19 protein-coding genes are annotated in these 19,983 nt (G+C 76.3%); 12 read left to right on the top strand and 7 right to left on the bottom strand.

The annotated features are described in order from the left end of the window. Positions 1-170 precede the first annotated feature (170 nt). From FN207_RS26180 to FN207_RS06965, 3 genes are read right to left on the bottom strand one after another with little or no spacing between them, the layout of a single operon-like run. Entirely contained in the window at positions 171-767 is a 597-nt protein-coding gene (locus tag FN207_RS26180) for a hypothetical protein (protein ID WP_185938223.1), read from the bottom strand. 37 nt (positions 768-804) lie between these two features. Then, a complete protein-coding gene (locus FN207_RS06960) occupies positions 805-1,050 on the bottom strand; it encodes a hypothetical protein (protein WP_142457589.1) in 246 nt (81 codons plus the stop codon). Between the two features lie 9 nt (positions 1,051-1,059). Next, positions 1,060-2,376, bottom strand: a complete 1,317-nt coding sequence (locus tag FN207_RS06965) for a S8 family serine peptidase (RefSeq protein ID WP_142457590.1) — start codon at positions 2,374-2,376, stop codon at positions 1,060-1,062. Positions 2,377-2,521: 145 nt separating this feature from the next. Between FN207_RS06965 and FN207_RS06970 the strand changes: the two genes are divergently transcribed. The 4 genes from FN207_RS06970 to FN207_RS06985 all read left to right on the top strand — a co-directional run bounded on the left by FN207_RS06970 (position 2,522) and on the right by FN207_RS06985 (position 6,623). Beyond that, complete coding sequence (locus FN207_RS06970) at positions 2,522-4,006, top strand: AlkA N-terminal domain-containing protein (protein ID WP_142457591.1); 1,485 nt, start codon at positions 2,522-2,524, stop codon at positions 4,004-4,006. Beyond that, positions 4,003-4,533, top strand: coding sequence for a methylated-DNA--[protein]-cysteine S-methyltransferase (locus tag FN207_RS06975; RefSeq protein WP_142457592.1), 531 nt, complete (start codon positions 4,003-4,005; stop codon positions 4,531-4,533). Before FN207_RS06970 ends, FN207_RS06975 begins: the two co-directional genes overlap by 4 nt. A gap of 49 nt (positions 4,534-4,582) precedes the next feature. Beyond that, entirely contained in the window at positions 4,583-5,677 is a 1,095-nt protein-coding gene (locus tag FN207_RS06980) for a DNA recombination protein RmuC (RefSeq protein ID WP_142457593.1), read from the top strand. Between the two features lie 202 nt (positions 5,678-5,879). Beyond that, a complete protein-coding gene (locus FN207_RS06985; RefSeq protein WP_142457594.1) occupies positions 5,880-6,623 on the top strand; it encodes a DUF6542 domain-containing protein in 744 nt (247 codons plus the stop codon). 64 nt (positions 6,624-6,687) lie between these two features. On the opposite strand, the gene FN207_RS06990 is transcribed toward FN207_RS06985, so the two are convergent. Next, positions 6,688-7,644, bottom strand: a complete 957-nt coding sequence (locus tag FN207_RS06990; RefSeq protein ID WP_142457595.1) for a 4-hydroxy-3-methylbut-2-enyl diphosphate reductase — start codon at positions 7,642-7,644, stop codon at positions 6,688-6,690. Between the two features lie 143 nt (positions 7,645-7,787). Between FN207_RS06990 and FN207_RS26185 the strand changes: the two genes are divergently transcribed. From FN207_RS26185 to FN207_RS07005, 3 genes are all read left to right on the top strand, one after another. Continuing rightward, positions 7,788-9,368 carry a hypothetical protein gene (locus FN207_RS26185; RefSeq protein WP_185938224.1) on the top strand — a complete coding sequence of 527 codons (1,581 nt, stop codon included), beginning with the start codon at positions 7,788-7,790 and terminating at the stop codon, positions 9,366-9,368. Positions 9,369-9,445: 77 nt separating this feature from the next. Further along, positions 9,446-10,666 carry an exodeoxyribonuclease VII large subunit gene (gene xseA, locus FN207_RS07000; RefSeq protein ID WP_142457596.1) on the top strand — a complete coding sequence of 407 codons (1,221 nt, stop codon included), beginning with the start codon at positions 9,446-9,448 and terminating at the stop codon, positions 10,664-10,666. Continuing rightward, entirely contained in the window at positions 10,663-10,881 is a 219-nt protein-coding gene (locus tag FN207_RS07005) for an exodeoxyribonuclease VII small subunit (RefSeq protein ID WP_142457597.1), read from the top strand. Before xseA ends, FN207_RS07005 begins: the two co-directional genes overlap by 4 nt. A 3-nt stretch (positions 10,882-10,884) precedes the next feature. Here the strand turns inward: FN207_RS07005 and FN207_RS07010 are convergent, their stop codons facing one another. Further along, complete coding sequence (locus tag FN207_RS07010) at positions 10,885-11,496, bottom strand: DUF4245 domain-containing protein (RefSeq protein WP_142457598.1); 612 nt, start codon at positions 11,494-11,496, stop codon at positions 10,885-10,887. A gap of 130 nt (positions 11,497-11,626) precedes the next feature. Here FN207_RS07010 and glpX point away from each other — a divergent pair, with 130 nt between their 5' ends. Continuing rightward, positions 11,627-12,691, top strand: a complete 1,065-nt coding sequence (gene glpX, locus FN207_RS07015; RefSeq protein ID WP_221888081.1) for a class II fructose-bisphosphatase — start codon at positions 11,627-11,629, stop codon at positions 12,689-12,691. 118 nt (positions 12,692-12,809) lie between these two features. Here glpX and FN207_RS07020 read toward each other — a convergent pair whose 3' ends face one another. Next, entirely contained in the window at positions 12,810-13,943 is a 1,134-nt protein-coding gene (locus FN207_RS07020; protein ID WP_142457599.1) for a hypothetical protein, read from the bottom strand. Between the two features lie 199 nt (positions 13,944-14,142). After that, positions 14,143-14,703 (bottom strand): hypothetical protein, encoded by a 561-nt coding sequence (locus tag FN207_RS07025; RefSeq protein ID WP_142457600.1) that lies wholly within the window; start codon positions 14,701-14,703, stop codon positions 14,143-14,145. Positions 14,704-14,857: 154 nt separating this feature from the next. Between FN207_RS07025 and FN207_RS07030 the strand changes: the two genes are divergently transcribed. The 4 genes from FN207_RS07030 to FN207_RS07045 all read left to right on the top strand — a co-directional run bounded on the left by FN207_RS07030 (position 14,858) and on the right by FN207_RS07045 (position 19,928). Then, entirely contained in the window at positions 14,858-16,252 is a 1,395-nt protein-coding gene (locus FN207_RS07030) for a class II fumarate hydratase (protein ID WP_142457601.1), read from the top strand. A gap of 92 nt (positions 16,253-16,344) precedes the next feature. Next, positions 16,345-17,646, top strand: a complete 1,302-nt coding sequence (locus tag FN207_RS07035) for a citrate synthase (RefSeq protein WP_142457602.1) — start codon at positions 16,345-16,347, stop codon at positions 17,644-17,646. Positions 17,647-17,657: 11 nt separating this feature from the next. Continuing rightward, entirely contained in the window at positions 17,658-17,855 is a 198-nt protein-coding gene (locus FN207_RS07040; protein ID WP_142457603.1) for a hypothetical protein, read from the top strand. Between the two features lie 207 nt (positions 17,856-18,062). Then, positions 18,063-19,928 carry an NlpC/P60 family protein gene (locus FN207_RS07045; protein ID WP_246065837.1) on the top strand — a complete coding sequence of 622 codons (1,866 nt, stop codon included), beginning with the start codon at positions 18,063-18,065 and terminating at the stop codon, positions 19,926-19,928. Positions 19,929-19,983 lie beyond the last annotated feature (55 nt).

Here is a 19,983-nt window from a genome sequence, read left to right on the forward strand (position 1 = left end):
GCGCTCCGGCCGGTGCGCTCCGGCCCGTGCGGGCACGGCCGGCGCCCCCGCACGCGAGGCATGAACGCACGTCGCCGGGCCCCTGCCCAGACCGGCGTCCGGCGCGGGCCCCGGCCCTCGAGGTCCTCCCGGCGCGCCGCGACCCTCTGCGGGTGGCCGGACGCCGGGCGCTAGCTCCCGAGGACCCGCCGGCCGGCCAGCGCGCTGACCACCTCGACGGCGTCGTCCCAGTAGCGCGCGTAGTGGTCCGGGTCGGCGTTGCGCTGGGTGCGGTGGGCGGCGATGGTCGGCGCCAGGGACGGCCAGTCGGGCACCTCCTGCAGCGCCAGGAAGAAGTTGGTGGCGCTGGTGGTGGGGTCCATCCGGTCGGCGTAGGAGCCCCACGCGCCGTTGTCCCGCTGCTGGAACAACCCGCGGGAGTCCGGTCCGGCGGCGTCGCCGCGGTCGAGGACGAGCAGCGAGGACTCCCCCATCGCCGTCATCACGCCGAGCACCTGGGCGCAGGTGTCCATCCCGAGCGCCTCGGCCGCGTTGACGATCGCCGCCGCGTTGGCCAGCTGCTCCCCGGAGTAGCCGGCGACCGGCCCGCCCGGCACGGCGGCCGGGTCGATCCGCACGCCCGGCTCCGCGGCCGCGCACTCCGCCGACCGCGGCGGGTCGGCGGTCACCTGGCGCACCACCAGGAACGCCGCGAGGAGGACGAGGAGGACGGCCGCGAGCGCGACGACCTGCCGCCGGCGGGGCGGGGCGAGCTCGGGGACCTGCACACCCCGCCCAACGGACGGCGCACCGCAGGGGTCCCCGCTACTGGACGGCGGAGTCCGGCGGCGGCAGCGCGACGCGCAGCTGCTCGTCGACGGAGGTGACGCCCGGGACGGCCAGCAGCGACGGGCGCGCGTCGGCCGGCGCCTGGCCGGTGATGACGCCGAGCGCGCCGAGGACCCGCTCGACCTCCATGCCGGACTCGCGCAGCGCCGAGGCCACCGTCTCCAGCTCGGCCAGGTGGCCGTCGTCGACGGTCACGCTGAAGCGCGCCAGCGGGGACCCCATGGCGGGAGGCTACGCGCGTCGCACGCTCCCGGCGCCCTCCTGCGGCGCGAGCACCAGGCCGCTGCCGACGTCGACCGACGGCTCGGTCAGCCGACGGCTCGCCTGGGTCAGCGTGGCCCACAGCTCGTAGCCGCGGCGGCCGGTGGCCTCGGCCCACAGCGCGGCCAGCCCGGCCACGTGCGGCGTGGCCATGCTGGTGCCGCTGATCGTGTTGTAGCGGTCGGGCATCGGCCACGTCGACAGCACGTCGACGCCCGGGGCGGCCACGTCCACCTCCCCGCCGGGGGCGGCCAGGCTGCGGGCGGAGAACCAGGCGGTGGTCAGCCGGGGGTCCAGCGCGCCCACGGCCAGGACCTCGACGCTGTTGGCCGGGGCGCCGACGAAGCCGTACCCGCCGTTCTCCCGGTCGGCGTTGTTGCCGGCCGCGGCCACGATCAGCGACCCCTGCTCGAGCGCCCGGCGGCCGGCCGCGGAGTAGGGCGGGTGCGCCTCGGCGACGTCGGCGCCCAGCGACATCGAGATGACGGCGCAGCCGTTGGCCACCGCCCAGTCGATGCCGGCCAGGATCCCGCCGTCGTCGCCGCTGCCCGCGTCGCTGAGCACCTTGCCGATCCAGATCTCCGCCTCCGACGCCACGCCGTAGCGCGGCCCGGCCGGGGGCACCCGCGGGCCGCAGGCGGTGCCGGTGCAGTGGGTGCCGTGGCCGTGCCCGTCCTGGGCGCTGTCCACCCCGGTCACGAACGACTCCGCGGTGACGGTCCGGCCGGCGAGGTCGGGGTGCTGCAGGTCCAGCCCGGTGTCGAGGACGGCGACGCGGACGCCCCGGCCGGTGAACGGCGACGTCGTCGCCTGCACCGCCTGGATGCCCCAGGTGGCCGCCGCGGTGTCTTCGAACGCGGGCGGCGGCGGGACCTCCTCCCCGGGCACCGGCGCGCCGACCAGCCGGGCGGCGAGGTCGGTGACGCCGTCGCGGTAGCCCCGGACGTAGGCCGACGGGTCCTCGGGCAGCACGTGGTGGACCAGCTCCGGCGACACCGACAGCACCGGCCGGCGCGCGCCGCGCAGGGCGGCCACCTGGTCGGGGCCGGCGGAGACGACCGCGATGCCGAGCCGGGCGAACACCGTGGCACCGGCGTCGCGCATCGCCTGGGCGGGGACCCGTCCGGACGTGAAGTCGCGGGAGTCGGCGACGTCGGAGATCCCGGCCGCCGACCAGTCCACGGGCTCGTCGGCCGCGTCGGCCGCGTCGGCGAACACGACGACCTGCCGGCCGGTGGTCTGCGCCGCGGGCAGGCGCGGCGGTCGGATGGCGGGCGGCTCGATCACGGGATCCCCCTGCACGACGGCCGGAGCGGGTGCCCGGCGGTGGCCGCAGTCTGTAGTGCGGCGGTGACAGCCGCGAACCAGACGGCTCCACGGCGGCGTCCGGAAACCGCCAGTCGGGGCGCGCGGGCGGTGCCATGCTCGGGACGTGCTCACCTCGCTCGACGTCGAACGCTGCTACCGCGCGGTTGCCAGCCGCGACGCCCGCTTCGACGGCTGGTTCTTCACCGCGGTCCGCACGACCGGGATCTACTGCCGTCCCTCGTGCCCGGCGCGGACGCCGGCCGCGGCCAACGTCTCCTTCTTCGGCAGTGCCGCCGGCGCCCAGGCCGCGGGCTACCGCGCCTGCCGCCGCTGCCGTCCCGACGCCGTCCCGGGGTCCCCGGAGTGGGACGTGCGCGCCGACGTCGTCGCCCGCGCCATGCGGCTGATCGCCGACGGCGAGGTCGAGCGCTCCGGTGTCCCCGGGCTGGCCGCGCGGCTGGGTTACTCCGAGCGGCAGGTGCACCGCCTGCTCGTCGGCGAGCTCGGCGTCGGCCCGCTCGCCGTCGCCCGCGCCCAGCGCGCCCAGACCGCCCGCGTGCTCATCGAGACCACGGACCTGCCGATGGCCGACGTCGCCTTCGCCGCCGGGTTCGCCAGCATCCGGCAGTTCAACGACACCGTGCGCGAGGTGTTCGCCTGCACGCCGTCGGAGCTGCGCCGCCGCCGGCCGGGGAGCGACGGCGGCACGCCGGGCTGGCTGACCCTGCGGCTGGCCGCCCGCGCCCCGTTCGACGCCGCCGAGGTGCTGCACTTCCTCGGCGCACACGCCGTGCCCGGCCTCGAGGAGTGGGACGGGACGACGTTCTCACGGGTGCTCGACCTGCCCGCCGGCCCCGGCGTCGTCCGCCTCTCCCCCGCGCCCGACGGCGGCCCCGCGGTCACCGCCCGGCTGCTGCTCACCGACCTGCGCGACCTGCGGGCCGCCGTCCCCCGCTGTCGGCGACTGCTCGACCTCGACGCCGACCCGGCCGCCGTCGACGACGTCCTCGGCGCCGACCCCGCGCTCGCGCCGCTGGTGGCCGGCGCCCCCGGCCGCCGGGTGCCCGCCTCGCCCGACGGCCCCGAGTCGGCGGTCCGCGCGGTGCTCGGCCAGCAGGTGTCGGTGGCCGGCACCCGCACGCTGACCGCGCGGCTCCTCCCGCTCGCGGGGACGCCGCTGGCCGAGCCGGTCGGCACCCTCACCCACGCCTTCCCGCGGCCGGAGGCGCTGGCCGAGGCCGAGCTGTCCGCCGTCGGACTGACCGGCGCCCGCCGCCGCACGCTCGGCGGGCTGGCCGCCGCCCTGGCCGAGGGCCGGGTGGTGCTCGACCCCGGGTGCGACCGCGAGGCCGCCGCCCGCGACCTGCTGGCGCTGCCCGGCATCGGCCCGTGGACGGCGTCGCTCGTGGTCATGCGCGGCCTCGGCGACCCCGACGTGTGGCTGCCCGGTGACCTGGCGCTGCGCCGCGCGCTGGCGTCGCTGGGCAGCTCCGACGCCGAGGCCGCCACCCGCTGGCGCCCGTGGCGCTCGTACGCGGCGATGCACCTCTGGGCGCTCGCCGCGCCCACACTGTTCACCCGCTCCCCCCTCGATCGGAGTGCGTCATGACCCCGTCCGCCCGTTTCGCCACCGTGGCCACGCCCCCGGGCCCGTTCACCGTCGTCGTCACCCCCGGACCCGACGGCGGCGACCTCGTCCTCGCTGCCGGGTGGACCGACGACGTCTCCGAGCTGCTGCCCGTCGTGCACCGCGCGCTGCGGCCCACCTGGGTCGAGCGGGCGGAGCGCCTGCCGGTCCTCGACGTCGTCGAGGCGCACGCCGCCGGTGAGATCGGCGCCATCGACGCCGTCCCGGTGCGGCAGCGCTCCGGGCCGTTCCTCGAGGACGCCTGGGAGGTGCTGCGGACCGTTCCCGCCGGGCAGCCGGACACCTACACCGAGTTCGCGGCCCGCTGCGGGCGGCCCTCGGCGGTGCGCGCGGCGGCCAACGCCTGCGCCCGCAACGCCGCCGCGCTGTTCGTCCCCTGCCACCGGGTGCTCGGCTCCGACGGCGGGCTCGGCGGCTTCCGCTGGGGCACGCCGGTCAAGCGCTGGCTGCTCGACCACGAGGCCCAGCACGCCCCGGTCCCCGCCTGAGTCTGCGTCGCTGCCACCGGTTGTCGGTGGCGTGCTGCACCCTGCTCTGGTGGACGCCGCTTCCCTCCTGCTCGGCCTGCTCCTCGGGGTGCTGCTGGGGGCGGCCGTGACCCTCGGGGTGGTGGCGCTGCTGGCGCGGCGCCGCCCGACCGACGAGGGGCTCGAGCCGCTGCACGAGTCGCTGGACCACCTGCACCGACTGCTCGCCGGCATCGAGCGCGACCGCGCCACCGCCCACGGCGAGCTGCGCGAGCAGATGGGCACCGTCGGGCAGACCAGCGCGCTGCTGCGCCAGGAGACCGCGGCGCTGGTCACCGCGCTGCGCACGCCGCACGTCCGCGGCCGCTGGGGCGAGGTGCAGCTGCGCCGGGTGGTCGAGGTGGCCGGCCTGCTCGAGCACTGCGACTTCGTCGAGCAGCCGTCGTCGGTCAACGACGAGGGCGCCGGCGTGCGGCCCGACCTCGTCGTCACCCTCTCCGACGGCCGGCAGGTCGTCGTCGACGCCAAGGTGCCCTTCACGGGCTACATCGAGGCGGTGCAGGCCACCGACCAGGCCGTTCGCGACCAGCGGGTCGCCGCGCACGCCCGGCAGCTGCGCACCCACGTCGACCAGCTGGCCGCCCGCCGCTACCCCACCGCGTTCCGTCCGGCGGCGCCGTTCACCGTCCTGTTCGTCCCCTCCGACGGCTTCCTCACCACCGCACTGGAGGCCGAGCCGGCGCTGCTGGAGTACGGCTTCGGCCGCGACGTCGTCATCGCCACGCCCAGCACGCTGCTCGCCCTCCTGCGCACCGTCGCGCACTCCTGGCGGCAGGAGCGGCTGGCCCGCGACGCCGACCAGGTCATCGAGGTCGGCCGCCGGCTGCACGCGCGCCTGACCACGCTGTCGGGCCACCTCACCCGCCTGGGCTCCGCGCTGGGCTCCACGCTGACCCGCTACAACGAGACGGTCGGCTCCTACGAGCGCTCGGTGCTCGCCGCCGCCCGCCGCTTCGACGACCTCGGGGTCGGCGAGACGCCGGTGCCCACCCCCGAGCCGGTCGAGGCGGTGGTCCGCCAGTTGCGACCGGCCGGCGAGGAGCCGCCGCAGCTGCCCGACGGCGACGACGCCCCGCTGCGCTGGCGGCTCACCGACGGCGGCTGACCGCAGCGGGCGGCGGTCCCGCCCGGCCCGCGGGGCACGTCCGTCACACCCGTCCCGCGGCTCACCCAGAGTTGCCAAATCGACACGGCGACCTGTCGCGAGTCGGAACCGCGAAGTCACCCGCAGGAGACACCTCCGTCGCTACCGTGAGGACCGACAGCGGCTCGGATCGGGCCGGAGCGCCCGGACGGGGAGGTACGCCATGGCCTCGGCGAGCACAGCCGACACCTGGCGGGACAGCGGAGTGGGCGGCCAGCGCCCCTACGCCGTCCCGCGGGCGGCGCGGCCCGACGCCACCGGCCCGGACCGCTCGATGCGCATGGGCCTCCCGCCGGTGCCCCCGCCCCCGCCGCGCCGTTCCGGCGGTGGCGGCACCGGTCGCAGCGCCGGGCACGGCTCCGGGTACGGGGCCGGCAGCGCCTACGGGCGCCCCGCCGAGGCCCGCCCCTCCGCGCGTCCCGCCCAAGCACGCACCCCCTACCCCGGCGTCCACCCGCTCGCCGAGCGCGGGGAGGCCGCCGCACCCGCCCGTCCCCGCGGCGGGCGACCGGCCGGCCGCGCGGCCGAGCGGGCCGCCCCCCAGCCCGCCGCCGGCAGCCGGCTGCGCGGCGTGCTCGCCGTCCTCGGCGTCTTCGTCATCACCCTCGCCGGTGGCGCGATCGACTCGTTCCTCGGCGTCGGCCTCGGCACGCTGACCCTCGTCACGCTGGTCGCGGCCACCGCCGTCGGCACGCTGCTGGTCCGCCGCCGCGACCTGCTCACCGTCGTCGTCTCCCCGCCGCTGGTGTTCGTGGCGGTCGCGCTGGTCAACATCGGCCTCGCCCCGTCGGCCTCCTTCACCCTGCCGACGCTGGCGACCGTCCTCATCCGCGGCTTCCCCACGATGGCCGTCGCCACCGGCGTGGCCCTGGTGCTGGCGATCGTCCGCTGGGCCGCCCGGCGCTGAGGTCCCCCGGACGCGAACGAGCCCCCTCCCGGCCGGGAGGGGGCTCGTTCGCGTCAGCGGGGGGTCAGCGGGCGGCGCGGCCGGGACGCAGCTCGTGCGGGAGCGCGAAGACCAGGCGCTCCTCGGCGGCCTTCACCGTGCCGACGTCGGCGTAGCCGCGCTCGGCCAGCCAGTCGAGGACCTCGCTGACCAGCACCTCGGGCACCGACGCGCCGCTGGTGACGCCGACGGTGCCCACGCCCTCCAGCCACGCCGGGTCGATCTCGGCGGCGTAGTCGACCAGCTGCGCGGCGCGGGCGCCGGCCTCCAGTGCCACCTCCACCAGCCGCACCGAGTTCGACGAGTTGGTCGAGCCGACCACGATCACCAGGTCGCACTCGCCGGCCATCTGCTTGACCGCCTGCTGGCGGTTCTGCGTGGCGTAGCAGATGTCGTCGCTGGGCGGGGACTGCAGGCCGGGGAAGCGGGTGCGCAGTGCGTCGACCGTCGCCAGCGTCTCGTCGACCGACAGCGTCGTCTGGGACAGCCAGACCACCCGCTCGGGGTCGCGGACCTGGACGTTCGCGACGTCGTCGGCGCCGTCGACGAGCTGGATGTGCTCCGGCGCCTCGCCCGAGGTGCCCTCGACCTCCTCGTGGCCGCGGTGGCCGATGAGGAGGATGTCGTAGTCGTCCTTGGCGAACCGCTTGGCCTCCTGGTGCACCTTGCTCACCAGCGGGCAGGTCGCGTCGATCGTCCGCAGCGAGCGCGCACGGGCCTCCTCGTGCACCGCCGGCGAGACGCCGTGGGCGGAGAAGACGACGACGGCGCCCTCGGGCACCTCGTCGGTCTCGTCGACGAACACCGCGCCGCGCCGCTCGAGGGTGGCGACGACGTGCTTGTTGTGGACGATCTGCTTGCGGACGTAGACGGGCGCTCCGTGGATCTCCAGCGCCCGCTCGACGGCGACCACCGCCCGGTCGACACCGGCGCAGTAGCCCCGGGGATCGGCCAGCAGGACCCGTCCGCGCTGATCAGCCATGCACCCATCGTAGGTGGCGCGCCGCCGGCTGCCGGGCTCCCGACGAGACGCTCGACACGCCGCCCGCGGGATCCGCCGCCCGACCGGGTGGCAGCCGCCGGGGCCGCGATGCCGTTCGGCGGGCCCTGCGGCAGGCTGGGGCCATGTCCCGTGAGATCCCCGAGCCGATCCGCGCCGCCGCCGGCCTGGCCGCCACCGTCCTGGACGAGGCCCGCCGGCTGCCCTCCACGCTGCCGGGACTGCCCGTGCGCCTCGTCGGCCTGGCGCTGCAGACGGCGATGAAGTTCCAGCAGCAGTGGTCGGGACTGGTCGCCCGCGGCGACGAGGTCCTCACCGGCCTGCGCGGCGACCGGGAGCCCGGTCTGGCCACCTTCGACGACGACGAGGACGAGGCCGCCGCCGGTACGCCCCTCGTGGCGCAGCCGATCGACGTGCTGCACAACTCCGCCTTCGACCGCGCCCCCGACGTCGACACCGTCGGTGACGGCCTCGGCGACGACGCGGTCGTGGCCGAGGTCGAGGACACCGCCGCCGCCCTGGACGACGCCGACGGCCGTGCCGGGATCGCGGCCGCCGAGGTCGACGTCATGGAGGTCGACGTCGACACCGACGCCGCCGGCCTGGTCGACGACGAGCTCGCCGGGCTGCCGCAGGACCCGTCGCCCGCCTCGGTCGTGGCCGCGGTCGAGGACGTCACCGACCTCGTCCTGGGCGCCGAGGAGGCCGAGTCCGCGCTGGAGGCCGCCGACTCCGCGCTGACCGCCGAGGACGCCCTGGAGAGCGCGCTGCTCGAGGCCGAGGGCACCGACGCCCCCGCCGCCAGCGACCCGGGCGGCTCCCCGGTCGGTGAGCTGGCCGGCGCGCCCGACGTGGGCAGCGACGACACGACCGTCCCCGACGCCGCCGACTCCGGCGTCGCCGACACCGACATCGGCCTGGCCGACGACGCCGGCACCGGCACCGCCCCGGACGCGGGCGTGCTCGGCGAGGACGCGGAGGCCGCCGCGGCCCCGGCCGAGGACGCCGCCACCGAGGTCGACGTCATCACCCCCGACGGCCAGGTGACCACGGTCGAGGGCACCGTCACCGACGAGGGCGTCGTCGCCCCCGAGGACGGCGGCACGGACACCGGCGAGGGCACCACCGAGGGCACCACCGAGGGCACCGCCACGGGTGCGGGCAGCGACGTCGTCACCGACGAGCACGCGCGCGTCGACGAGGAGACCGGCGCCGGGTCCGGCCCGGGCGAGGACAGCGGCGCGGCCACCGACGTCGTCGAGCCGGTGCCGGCCGCCGACACCACTCCGGACACCACCGCGGAGGCCACCGACGAGGGCGGCACGACCGTCGCGGCGGCCACCGGCGTGCGCACCGACGTCGGGGAGACCGGCACCGCCGAGGAGGACGCGGCGATCGCCGAGGGGGCCGCCGTGGACGCCGTCGGCGAGCAGTCGGCCGCGCCCACCGACGACCCCGAGGGCGGCAGCGAGCTGTCCGGCTCGCAGGCCGCCGGGGCGGCGCCGATCGACGGCTACGACGCCTTCACCATCGCCCAGCTCCGCGGCCGGCTGCGCGGCTACCAGCTGGCCACGGTCGCCGACCTGCTCGCCTACGAGGAGGCCACCCGGGCCCGGGCGCCGTTCCTCACCATGCTGCGCAACCGGCTGGAGAAGCTCGAGCAGCAGGCCGCCGACACCAGCCCGCTGCAGCCCCGCGGCCAGTAGGACGCCACCACAGCGGCCCGGGTCCCCGTCGGGGACCCGGGCCGCTGCCATCGGAGCTGCCTGGCAGGCTCGGACGCATGACCGCCCCCTCCTCCCCCGAGGCGCCGTGGCCGGTGCGCACGGTGGCCCGCAAGGTCGCCGAGTGGATCGGCCGGCTCGGCGAGGTGTGGGTCGAGGGGCAGGTCGCCCAGCTCTCCCGCCGGGGCGCCGCGACGGTGTTCCTCACCCTGCGCGACCCCGCCGCCGACCTCTCGGTGCCGGTCACCTGCGCCCGCGACGTCGCCGACCGGCCCGGCCTCGAGCTCACCGAGGGCGCCCGTGTGATCGTGCGGGCGCGGCCGGACTACTACATCGCCCGCGGCTCCTTCTCGCTGCGCGCCACCGAGATCCGCGCCGTCGGCCTCGGCGAGCTGCTCGCCCGCATCGAGCGGATCCGCCGGCTGCTGGGCGCCGAGGGGCTCTTCGACGCCGCCCGCAAGCGCCCGCTGCCCTTCGCCCCCGCCGTCGTCGGCCTGGTCACCGGCAAGGACTCCGCCGCCGAGCGCGACGTCCTCGTCACCGCCCGGCGGCGCTGGCCGGCGGTGCGCTTCGCCGTCCACCACAGCCTGGTCCAGGGCGTGAACGCCGCCGCGTCGGTCATCGACGGCCTGCAGCGGCTCGACCGCGACCCCGAGGTCGAGGTGATCGTCATCGCCCGCGGCGGCGGCTCGGTCGAGGACCTGCTGCCCTTCTCCGACGAGGGCCTGGTGCGCGCCATCGCCGCCTGCCGCACCCCGGTGGTCACCGCCGTCGGCCACGAGACCGACACCACGCTGGTCGACCACGTCGCCGACGTCCGGGCGGCCACCCCCACCGACGCCGCCCACCGGGTGGTGCCCGAGATCGGCGAGCAGCGGCGGCTGGTCGACGGCCTGCGCGCCCGCGCCCGGCACCTGCTCACCACGCGGATCGAGCAGTCCGAGCGGTGGCTGGAGGGCGTCCGCAGCCGGCCGGTGCTGGCCGACCCCGAGCGGCTGCTGCACGGCCGGGCCGACGACGTCGTCGCCCTGCGCGACCGCGCCCGCCGCACGCTCACCCACCGCGTCGAGACCGCCGAGCGCGACCTCGACCACGCCCGCGCGCGGGTCACCGCGCTCTCCCCGCAGGCGACGCTGCAGCGGGGCTACGCGCTGGTGCAGCGGGCCGACGGCGCCCTGGTGCGCGACCCCGGCGAGGTGGCCGACGACGAGCAGTTGTCGGTGCGGGTCGCGGGTGGCCGGCTGCCGGTGCGCGTCGACCGGCAGGATGGGACCCCGTGAGCAGCGACGCACCCGAGCAGCCGACGCAGACCTACGAGCAGGCCCGCGAGGAGCTGGCCGACGTGGTCCGCCGGCTCGAGGCCGGAGGGCTCACCCTCGAGGAGTCGCTGACCCTGTGGGAGCGCGGCGAGCAGCTGGCCCAGCTGTGCCAGCACTGGCTCGACCGCGCCCGCGAGCGCCTGGCCGCGGCCGCCCCCGGCGACCAGCAGGGCTGAGGCTCAGCTCGGCTCGGACACCGGGGCGACCGCCGCGGCGACGGTCTGCAGCTCGGCGTCGTCCGCCGAGCCGGTGACCAGGGTGGTGACGTCGCCGTCCTCCCGGGTGAGCACCGTCTCGCCGCGCTCGCTGGTCAGCCGCGTCCAGGTGCGCCCGCCGAGGTCGACGCTGCCGTCGTCCTGCGCGCCGTCGAGCACGGCGGTCAGCCGCTCGGCGTCGGCGTCGTCGGTGACGAGGAACCGCGCGTACTCGTCCGACGGGGTCACGTAGCCGATCTCCAGGGTGACCGGAGCCCCCTCGGCGACGTCGGGGGCGTCGGTGCGGGCGCTGGTGGGCCGGTAGCCGTCGGGCAACCCCGCCGGCACCTCGACCGGGTAGGACGCCCGCTCGGTGGCCAGCCGGACGCTGCTGGTGGGGTCGATCGGGCGCACCGGGTCGGTGCCGCCCTGCCGGAAGGCGCCCCAGCCGACGACGAGCAGGCAGATGACCACCAGCGGCAGCAGCGAGCGGATCATGTTCGCCGCGCTCATCCGGTTGGCCCGCTCGACGGCGGTGGGGGCCGGCGGCGGCTGCTCCTCGGGGGCCTGCTGGCCCGACGGGCCGGAAGTGGTCATGCCCCTAGGATCACACCACCGATCCAGAACCCCGCTGCCCCGCATCCGCGGCCCCCGCACGCCCGACCGGCTCCGGGGACCGGAGCGGCGGACGGTGGCCACCGGCAACGGTGCCGATGTTGGAGGTCCCGTGACGCTTCCCGTGCCCGACGGCCCCGTGCCCCCGACCCCCCGCGCGAGCACCTTCCGCACCGACCGCCCGGCTCCCGACCGCAACCTCGCCCTCGAGCTGGTCCGCGTCACCGAGGCCGCCGCGATGGCCGCCGGCCGCTGGGTCGGCCGCGGGGACAAGAACGGCGGCGACGGCGCCGCGGTCGACGCCATGCGCGCGCTGATCGGCACGGTGAGCATGCGCGGCGTCGTCGTCATCGGCGAGGGCGAGAAGGACCAGGCGCCGATGCTCTACAACGGCGAACAGGTCGGCGACGGCTACGGCCCCGAGTGCGACGTCGCCGTCGACCCCATCGACGGCACCACGCTGATGGCCAAGGGCATGCCCAACGCCATCGCGGTCATGGCCGTGGCCGACCGCGGTGCCATGTACGACCCGTCGGCGGTGTTCTACATGGAGAAGATCGCCACCGGGCCGGCCGCCGCCGACGTCGTCGACATCACCGTCCCGGTGGCCGAGAACATCCGCCGGGTGGCCAAGGCCAAGCACAGCCGGGTGGAGGACGTCACCGTCTGCATCCTCGACCGCCCGCGCCACGAGCAGCTGGTGCACGAGGTCCGCGAGGCCGGTGCGCGGATCAAGTTCATCTCCGACGGCGACGTCGCCGGCGCGATCGCCGCGGCCCGCGAGGGCACCGGCGTCGACCTGCTGCTCGGCATCGGCGGCACGCCGGAGGGGATCATCGCCGCCTGCGCGCTCAAGTGCATGGGCGGTGCGCTGCAGGGCCGGCTGTGGCCCAAGGACGACGAGGAGCGGCAGAAGGCGGTCGACGCCGGCCACGACCTCGACCGCGTGCTCTCCATCGACGACCTCGTCCGCGGCGACGTCTTCTTCGTCGCCACCGGCATCACCGACGGCGAGCTGCTGCGCGGCGTGCAGTACCGCGCCGGCGGCTGCACGACGCAGTCGCTGGTCATGCGCTCGCGGTCGGGCACGATCCGCTCGATCGACAGCCTGCACTCGCTGGAGAAGCTGCGCGCCTACTCCGCGGTGCCCTTCGACCGCTCCGACGACGAGGGGTGAGGACCCGCCTGCCCCCCGCCACTCGCACGCTCGCGGCGGGACCCTGCAGGCGGGCCGTGGACGCAGGACGGCCCCGGGGCGAGCGCCCCGGGGCCGTCGTGCGTCTGCGGTGCCGACGTCAGCCGAGCCGGCCCTCGCAGTTGGCCACCTCGTAGGTCACCCGGCCGGCGCAGGTGCCGGCGTACTGCTCCCACAGCGAGTCCGACGGCGAGGCGCCCCACAGGTCGTCGCAGGCGGCGAAGTCACCGGCGAAGCAGCCGTCGGCCAGCGGCTGGTACTCCCCGTTCGGGTCCTCACCGAGGCCCTGCGGCGGCACCGGGTCGGACGCCGGCGGCGGGGTCCCCTCACCGAGCCGCTCCACGCACCCGTTGGACTCGTAGCTCAGCCGCCCGGCGCACGTACCCGCGTAGTCCTCGTAGGGGGAGTCCACCGGCGTGGCGATCCAGAGGTCGTCGCAGGCGGAGAAGTCACCCGCGAAGCACGCCTCGGCCAGCGGCTGGTAGGTCCCGTTCGGGTCCTCGCCGAGACCCTGCGGCGGCACCGGCGCCGAGGTCGACCCGGCACCGCCACCGCCACCGCCTCCGGACGACGTCGACGACGAGGAGGAGCTGCTCGACGAGCTCGACGACGAGGACGGGCTCGAGGACGACGAGCTCGCCGAGGAGGAGGTGGTGGTGCGCGTCGGGTCGGCGATCGTCGAGCCGCTGTCGTCCCGCAGCAGGAAGAACAGCCCCACGGCCGCGGCCGCGAGCAGCAGCACGCCGGCGATCACCGAGGCGATGACGACGTTCTTCTTGCTGCCCTTCTGCGGCGGCTGGCCGTACCCGGGCTGGCCGTAGCCGGGCTGCCCGTAGGGCTGGCCGTACTGCTGCCCGTACTGCTGGTTCGGGTCGTACCCCGGCTGCCCGTACGGCTGCTGCCCGTACGGCTGCTGGCCGTACTGCTGCCCGTACTGCTGGTTCGGGTCGTAGCCGGGCTGGCCGTAGGGGGGCTGCTGCGGGAACTGCTGCGTCGGGTCGTAGCCCTGCTGCCCGTACTGCTGGCCGTACTGCTGGTCGGGCTGGGCGATCGGCGCGGTCTGGTCGCGATCGCCCGGCTGGCCGTACTGGCCCGGCTGGAACTGCGAGGTCGGCGGGGCCGGCTGCCCGAACTGGTGCGTCGGGTCGTCGGACTGCCCCCAGCCCTGCTGCCCGGGCTGCTCGCCCTGCGGGTCGTTGCCGCCCTGCGGCGGCGGATACGGCGGCTGGGACATGGTGCGGGCTCCTCGGTTCACGTGTCTGCGCTGGTCAGGCTAGGTCGGGCGGGAGGGGACGACCAGCACCGGCTGGTCACGGGACGGCTCCGTCCCGCCCCACCGCCGGCACCGCTCCCGCGGTCGGATGCGCCCACCGTGCCCGGGCCACTGCACCCTCACTTGGACGCGACTGGGACGCGGGCGCGAGCGCGAGCGGCTAGTCCAGGTCGGTGCAGTACGGCACCGTCCAGGCCTTCACCCGGCCGCCGCAGGTGGTGGCGTACTCCTCGTACTGCGACAGCGGCGGCGACTCCACGAACAGGTCGTCGCAGGACTGCAGGTCGCCGTCGAAGCAGCCCTGCGCGTAGCCGTCGAGGACCGGGTCGGGCCCGAGCTCGCCGGGCGGCACGGGCTCGGACTGCTCGACCGGGCCGACCACTCCCCCGCTGCCGCCGTAGTACCCCTCGGTGACGCCGCCGTAGAAGGCGTCGCCCATCGAGGCGCCCATCGCCTCGCCGGCCGCGCGGCCGACGTCGTCGGCGGCACCGCGGAGGACGAGCGCGCCCACGACGGCGGCGAGCAGCAGGCCCAGGACCACGCCACCGGCCAGCAGCGCGGCGGGCAGCACCCGCGACGGCGCGGGAGCCGCCGCAGGCGGTGCGGGGACGGCGACGGGGCGGCCCGCGGCGGGGTCCCAGGTCCCCCACGGCGTCCAGCCGCCGACGAACACGGTGCCGGGCACCGTGCCGTGGGCGTCGGGGGCGTACGGGTGGGTCACGGGGCCTCCTCGGACCGGGGCGGTCGCCGCACCGTAGGTGCCGCGGAGGCCGGGAGCGGGGCGCCGCGACCGGTCCTGCGGCGGGGACCCGTCCCACCGGGTCCTAGGGTCACGCGTGCAGCACCGATCCCACCGACACCACACGGGAGCCAGCGTGGCCACCGAGCAGGACCATCGCATCGAGCACGACTCCATGGGGGAGGTCCGCGTGCCCGCGTGGGCCAAGTGGCGGGCCCAGACCCAGCGCGCCGTCGAGAACTTCCCGATCTCCGGCACCCCCATCGAGCGCGAGCTCATCGCCGCCCTGGCCGCCATCAAGGGCGCCGCGGCACGCGTCAACGCCGACCTCGGTGTCCTCGACGGCGACGTCGCGCAGGCCATCGCCGACGCCGCCGCCGACGTCGCCTCCGGCACGTGGGACGAGCACTTCCCCATCGACGTCTTCCAGACCGGCTCCGGGACGTCGAGCAACATGAACACCAACGAGGTCATCGCCACCCTCGCCACCGAGGCGTCGGGCACGCCGGTGCACCCGAACGACCACGTCAACGCCTCGCAGTCGTCCAACGACGTGTTCCCCTCCGCCATCCACGTGGCGGCCACCCGCGCGATCGTGCGCGACCTCGTCCCGGCGCTGCGGCACCTGGAGGCCTCGCTGTCGCGCAAGGCCACCGAGTTCGCCGAGGTCGTCAAGAGCGGCCGCACCCACCTCATGGACGCCACCCCGGTCACCCTCGGCCAGGAGTTCGGCGGGTACGCCGCGGCCGTGCGCTACGGCGTGGAGCGGCTGGAGGCCTCGCTGCCTCGGATCGGCGAGCTGCCGCTGGGCGGCACGGCCGTGGGCACCGGCATCAACACCCCGCCCGGGTTCGCCGCCGCGATCATCGACAAGCTCGCCACCGAACTGGACCTGCCGCTCACCGAGGCGCGCGACCACTTCGAGGCGCAGAGCTCCCGCGACTCGCTCGTCGAGGCCTCCGGCCAGCTGAAGACGATCGCCGTCGGCCTGGTGAAGATCGCCAACGACCTGCGCTGGATGGGCTCGGGCCCCCGCACCGGCCTCGGCGAGATCCAGCTCCCCGACCTGCAGCCGGGCAGCTCGATCATGCCCGGCAAGGTGAACCCGGTGATCCCGGAGGCGACCATCCAGGTGGCCGCCCAGGTCATCGGCAACGACGCCGCGGTCACCTACGCCGGCACCACCGGCGTCTTCGAGCTCAACGTGACCCTGCCGCTCATGGCCCGCAACGTGCTCGAGTCGATCCGGCTGCTGGCCAACGTCAGCCGGATCCTGGCCGACCGCTGCGTCGACGGGATCGTGGCCAACGTCGAGCAGTGCCGGACCTACGCGGAGTCCTCGCCGTCGATCGTGACGCCGCTGAACAAGTACATCGGCTACGAGGAGGCCGCGAAGGTCGCCAAGCAGTCGCTGGCCGAGCAGAAGACGATCCGCCAGGTCGTGCTCGAGCGGGGCTACGTCGACCAGGGCAAGCTCACCGAGGCCCAGCTCGACGAGGCCCTCGACGTCCTCTCGATGACCCACCCGTGACCGTCCCGGGGTGGGCAGGGCGCCCGGCCCACCCCGGAGCGGGGACGGTCCCTGTCGTCGTGGTCGCCCGACGCCAGTAGCGTCGGGGCACCATGACCGAGACAGCCAGCACCCCCGAGGTATCCCTCCGCCACCCGGGGGGTGAGCTCCCGCTGCGCACGGTCCCGGCGACGGAGGGGTCCTCCGGGCTCGACGTCTCCAAGCTCCTCGCGACGACGGGGCAGGTCGCCCTCGACGTCGGTTTCGTGAACACCGCGTCGTGCACCTCGACGATCACCTACATCGACGGTGACGCCGGGATCCTGCGCTACCGCGGCTACCCGATCGACGCCCTCGCCGGGAAGGCCAGCTTCCTCGAGGTCACCTACCTGCTCATCTACGGCGAGCTGCCCACCGCCGACCAGCTGGGCGCCTTCGACGAGAAGCTGCGCCGGCACACCCTGCTGCACGAGGACCTCAGGCAGTTCTTCCAGGGCTTCCCGCGCGACGCGCACCCCATGCCGGTGCTGTCCTCGGCGGTCAGCGCGCTGTCGACCTTCTACCAGGACTCGCTGGACCCCTTCGACCCCGAGCACGTGGAGATCTCCACCGTCCGGCTGCTGGCCAAGCTGCCCACGATCGCGGCGTACGCGTACAAGAAGTCGGTCGGCCAGCCGTTCCTCTACCCGGACAACTCCCTCGGCCTGGTCGAGAACTTCCTGCGGATGACCTTCGGCCTGCCCGCCGAGCCCTACGAGGTCGACCCCGACCTGGCCTCAGCGCTGGACATGCTCTTCGTCCTGCACGCCGACCACGAGCAGAACTGCTCGACGTCGACCGTGCGGCTGGTCGGCTCCTCGCACGCCAACCTGTTCGCCTCGGTCTCGGCCGGCATCAACGCCCTGTTCGGCCCGCTGCACGGCGGGGCCAACCAGGCGGTGCTGGAGATGCTCGAGTCGATCCAGCGCGACGGCGGCGACATCGGCCGGTTCGTCGAGCGGGTCAAGAAGAAGGAGCCCGGCGTCAAGCTCATGGGCTTCGGCCACCGGGTCTACAAGAACTACGACCCGCGCGCGGCGATCGTGAAGCAGACCGCCGACACGGTCCTCGACAAGCTGGGCGGGGACAACGAGCTGCTCGACCTCGCCCGCCAGCTCGAGGAGATCGCGCTGTCCGACGACTACTTCGTCGAGCGCAAGCTCTACCCGAACGTCGACTTCTACACCGGGCTGATCTACCGGGCGATGGGCTTCCCGGTCCGGATGTTCACCGTGCTGTTCGCGCTGGGCCGGCTGCCCGGGTGGATCGCGCAGTGGCGGGAGATGATCGCCGACCCGACGACGAAGATCGGCCGGCCGCGGCAGGTCTACACCGGCGAGACCGAGCGGGCCTTCGTCCCGCTCGCCGAGCGCTGACCCGGGCGGCCATGGGCAGCGAGCCGTCCGGCGAGGACCTGCTGGTCCTGCCCCCGATCCCGCTGGCCACCGGGCGGCTGCTGCGCGACGACGACGACCGGCCGGTGCCGATCACCGCCGTCGAGCTGGTGGTGTCCACCGAGGACGGCGTGGAGCACCGCATCCCGCTCGTGGCGCGGCACGGCGCCTGGTGGCCGCCCGACCGCTGACCCTCCCGCGCATCTCCGCGGACGTGCACCGTGCACCTCCGCGGAACTGCACCGGGGCGCGTCCCCCGGGTGGGCGCATCCCCTCCCCCGCAGGGGTGAGACCCACCCTCCCGTCCCTCCTCCGGGTCCCCCGGACGGTCGATCTCACGGCGAGCGCTCCACGACGGAGCGCGGCCACGCCGATCGAGACGCCCCGGGGGACCCGCCGTGCCTGCACCACGCACGTCCGCACCCCCGCGGCGGGAGCTCACCGCCCGCGAGGCCGAGGCGCTGCGCGCGCTGCTGGCCGCCCGGGCCGGCGCCTCCGGTCCGCGCCCGGCCGCCCCGCGCCGGAAGACCCCGGCCAAGAAGCGCAGGAAGGCCGCCCGCCGCCGGCCCGCCGTCCGGACGCCGCGCGAGCGCGGCCCGTGGCGCACCCGGCTGCTCGTCGTCGGCCTGGCCACGCTGCTCGTGCCGGTCCTCACCGTCCTGCTCGCCCCGGCCACCTCGGCCCCCGGCTCGGCCACCGTGGCCGCCGACCCGGCGAGCCTGGCCCTGGCCGCGCGCAGCACGCTGCTGCAGGACGCCGACGCCTACCGCCGGCTGCAGGCGGAGGTCACCGCGCGCCGGGCCGAGCTGCAGGCGGCCGTCGAGGCCGAGCGGGCCGCGCGGGACGCCGTCGCCGCCGAGCAGGTCACCGTGGGCTCGGCCGCCGCCGACCTCTACCGCGCCTCCGCCGTCGGCCGGATGCCGGTCCTCGGCCTGGAGGCCACCACGCCGGGCACCGCGCCGGACGTGCTGTACGCGCAGGCCCTGGCCGACCGTGCCGCCGGCGAGCGGGAGGCCGCCGTGGTCCGCGCCGAGCGCGCCACGGCCGCCGCCCGGGTCGCCGCCGAGCGGGTGACCGCCGCGCAGGACGCCGTCGACGCCGCGGCCGCGCAGGCCCGCACCGTCCTGGCCGGCGTCCGCGACACCGTGGACGCCCTCGGCCCCGCCGTCGCCGCGCAGCTGGCCGCGCTGGACACCGTGCCGGCCGCCGGCGCGCAGCAGGAGCGCAACACCGCCGCGCTGCAGCGCTGGCAGGCCTCTCTCGCCGAGCTGGCCTCCGCCGGCATCGAGCCGCCACCGGCCGCCGCGCTGGCCGACCCCGCCTCGCTGCCCGACGGCTTCTCCCCCGCCCTCGACGCCGCCGGTCAGCCGGTGCCGGGCGTGGCGTGGGCCGTGGTCGGCAACCGGCCGGTCACCGTGCTGCCCGCCGAGACCGTCGCCGCGGTGAGCAGCGCCCTGTCGCGGCTGGGCCGCCCGTACTCCGCCGGCGCCACCGGCCCGGACGCCTTCGACTGCGGCGGGCTGACCGCCTCGGCCTGGCTGCTCGCCGGCTACGACCTGCCCGCCACCGCGGCGGGGCAGTGGGCGGCGGCCGCGGTCGTGCCCGCCTCGCAGCTGCAGGTCGGTGACCTCGTCGTCTCCGACGGCGGCGCCGACGTCGCCCTCTACGTCGGCGAGGGCCAGGTCGTGGGCGCCTCGGCGGCGACCTACCAGGTCGGCGTCCGCCCGCTGCCCGGTGACGCCCGCGCGGTGCGGGTGACCCTGCCCGCCCCGGCGACGCCGAACGCACCGCTGCCGCCCTCGGCGTCGGGTCGGGGTGCCTGCGGTGCCCTCCCGGCGCCGGCCGGCCCGGTCAGCCCCGCCTGGGGTGGCTGGTCCAACGGCCGCATCCCGGCCGAGGCGCTGTGCCCGGTCGCCCGCGGCCACGCCCTGCGCTGCGACGCCGCGGCCGGCTACGCCGCGCTGGGCCGCGCCTACGCGGCGGCGTTCGGCAGCCCGCTGTGCATCACCGACTCCTACCGGTCGATGGCCGCGCAGGCCGACGCGTTCCGCCGCAAGCCCGCGCTGGCCGCGGTGCCCGGGACGTCGAACCACGGCTGGGCGCTGGCGGTCGACCTCTGCGGCGGGATCAACGTCGCGGGCACGCCGCAGTGGACGTGGATGACCGAGCACGCCGGGCAGTTCGGCTTCGTCAACCCCGACTGGGCGCGGCCCGGCGGCGAGAAGCCCGAGCCGTGGCACTGGGAGTTCGGCCACTTCCTCTGACGGCCCCCTGCAGGGGCCCGCCGCGAGCCTGCGAGCGGTGGGGGGCAGGGGGTCC

It is taken from the genome of Geodermatophilus aquaeductus (genome assembly GCF_900182545.1).
Taxonomy (GTDB): Bacteria; Actinomycetota; Actinomycetes; order Mycobacteriales; family Geodermatophilaceae; genus Geodermatophilus; species Geodermatophilus aquaeductus.

Coding starts and splice junctions, on each gene's coding strand:
- FN207_RS26185 (WP_185938224.1), top strand. CDS start 7,788: ATGTCCCGTGAGATCCCCGAGCCGATCCGCGCCGCCGCCGGCCTGGCC.
- FN207_RS07035 (WP_142457602.1), top strand. CDS start 16,345: ATGACCGAGACAGCCAGCACCCCCGAGGTATCCCTCCGCCACCCGGGG.
- FN207_RS07040 (WP_142457603.1), top strand. CDS start 17,658: ATGGGCAGCGAGCCGTCCGGCGAGGACCTGCTGGTCCTGCCCCCGATC.
- FN207_RS07010 (WP_142457598.1), bottom strand. CDS start 11,496: ATGACCACTTCCGGCCCGTCGGGCCAGCAGGCCCCCGAGGAGCAGCCG.
- xseA (WP_142457596.1), top strand. CDS start 9,446: ATGACCGCCCCCTCCTCCCCCGAGGCGCCGTGGCCGGTGCGCACGGTG.
- FN207_RS06975 (WP_142457592.1), top strand. CDS start 4,003: ATGACCCCGTCCGCCCGTTTCGCCACCGTGGCCACGCCCCCGGGCCCG.
- FN207_RS06985 (WP_142457594.1), top strand. CDS start 5,880: ATGGCCTCGGCGAGCACAGCCGACACCTGGCGGGACAGCGGAGTGGGC.
- FN207_RS07020 (WP_142457599.1), bottom strand. CDS start 13,943: ATGTCCCAGCCGCCGTATCCGCCGCCGCAGGGCGGCAACGACCCGCAG.
- FN207_RS06990 (WP_142457595.1), bottom strand. CDS start 7,644: ATGGCTGATCAGCGCGGACGGGTCCTGCTGGCCGATCCCCGGGGCTAC.
- FN207_RS06960 (WP_142457589.1), bottom strand. CDS start 1,050: ATGGGGTCCCCGCTGGCGCGCTTCAGCGTGACCGTCGACGACGGCCAC.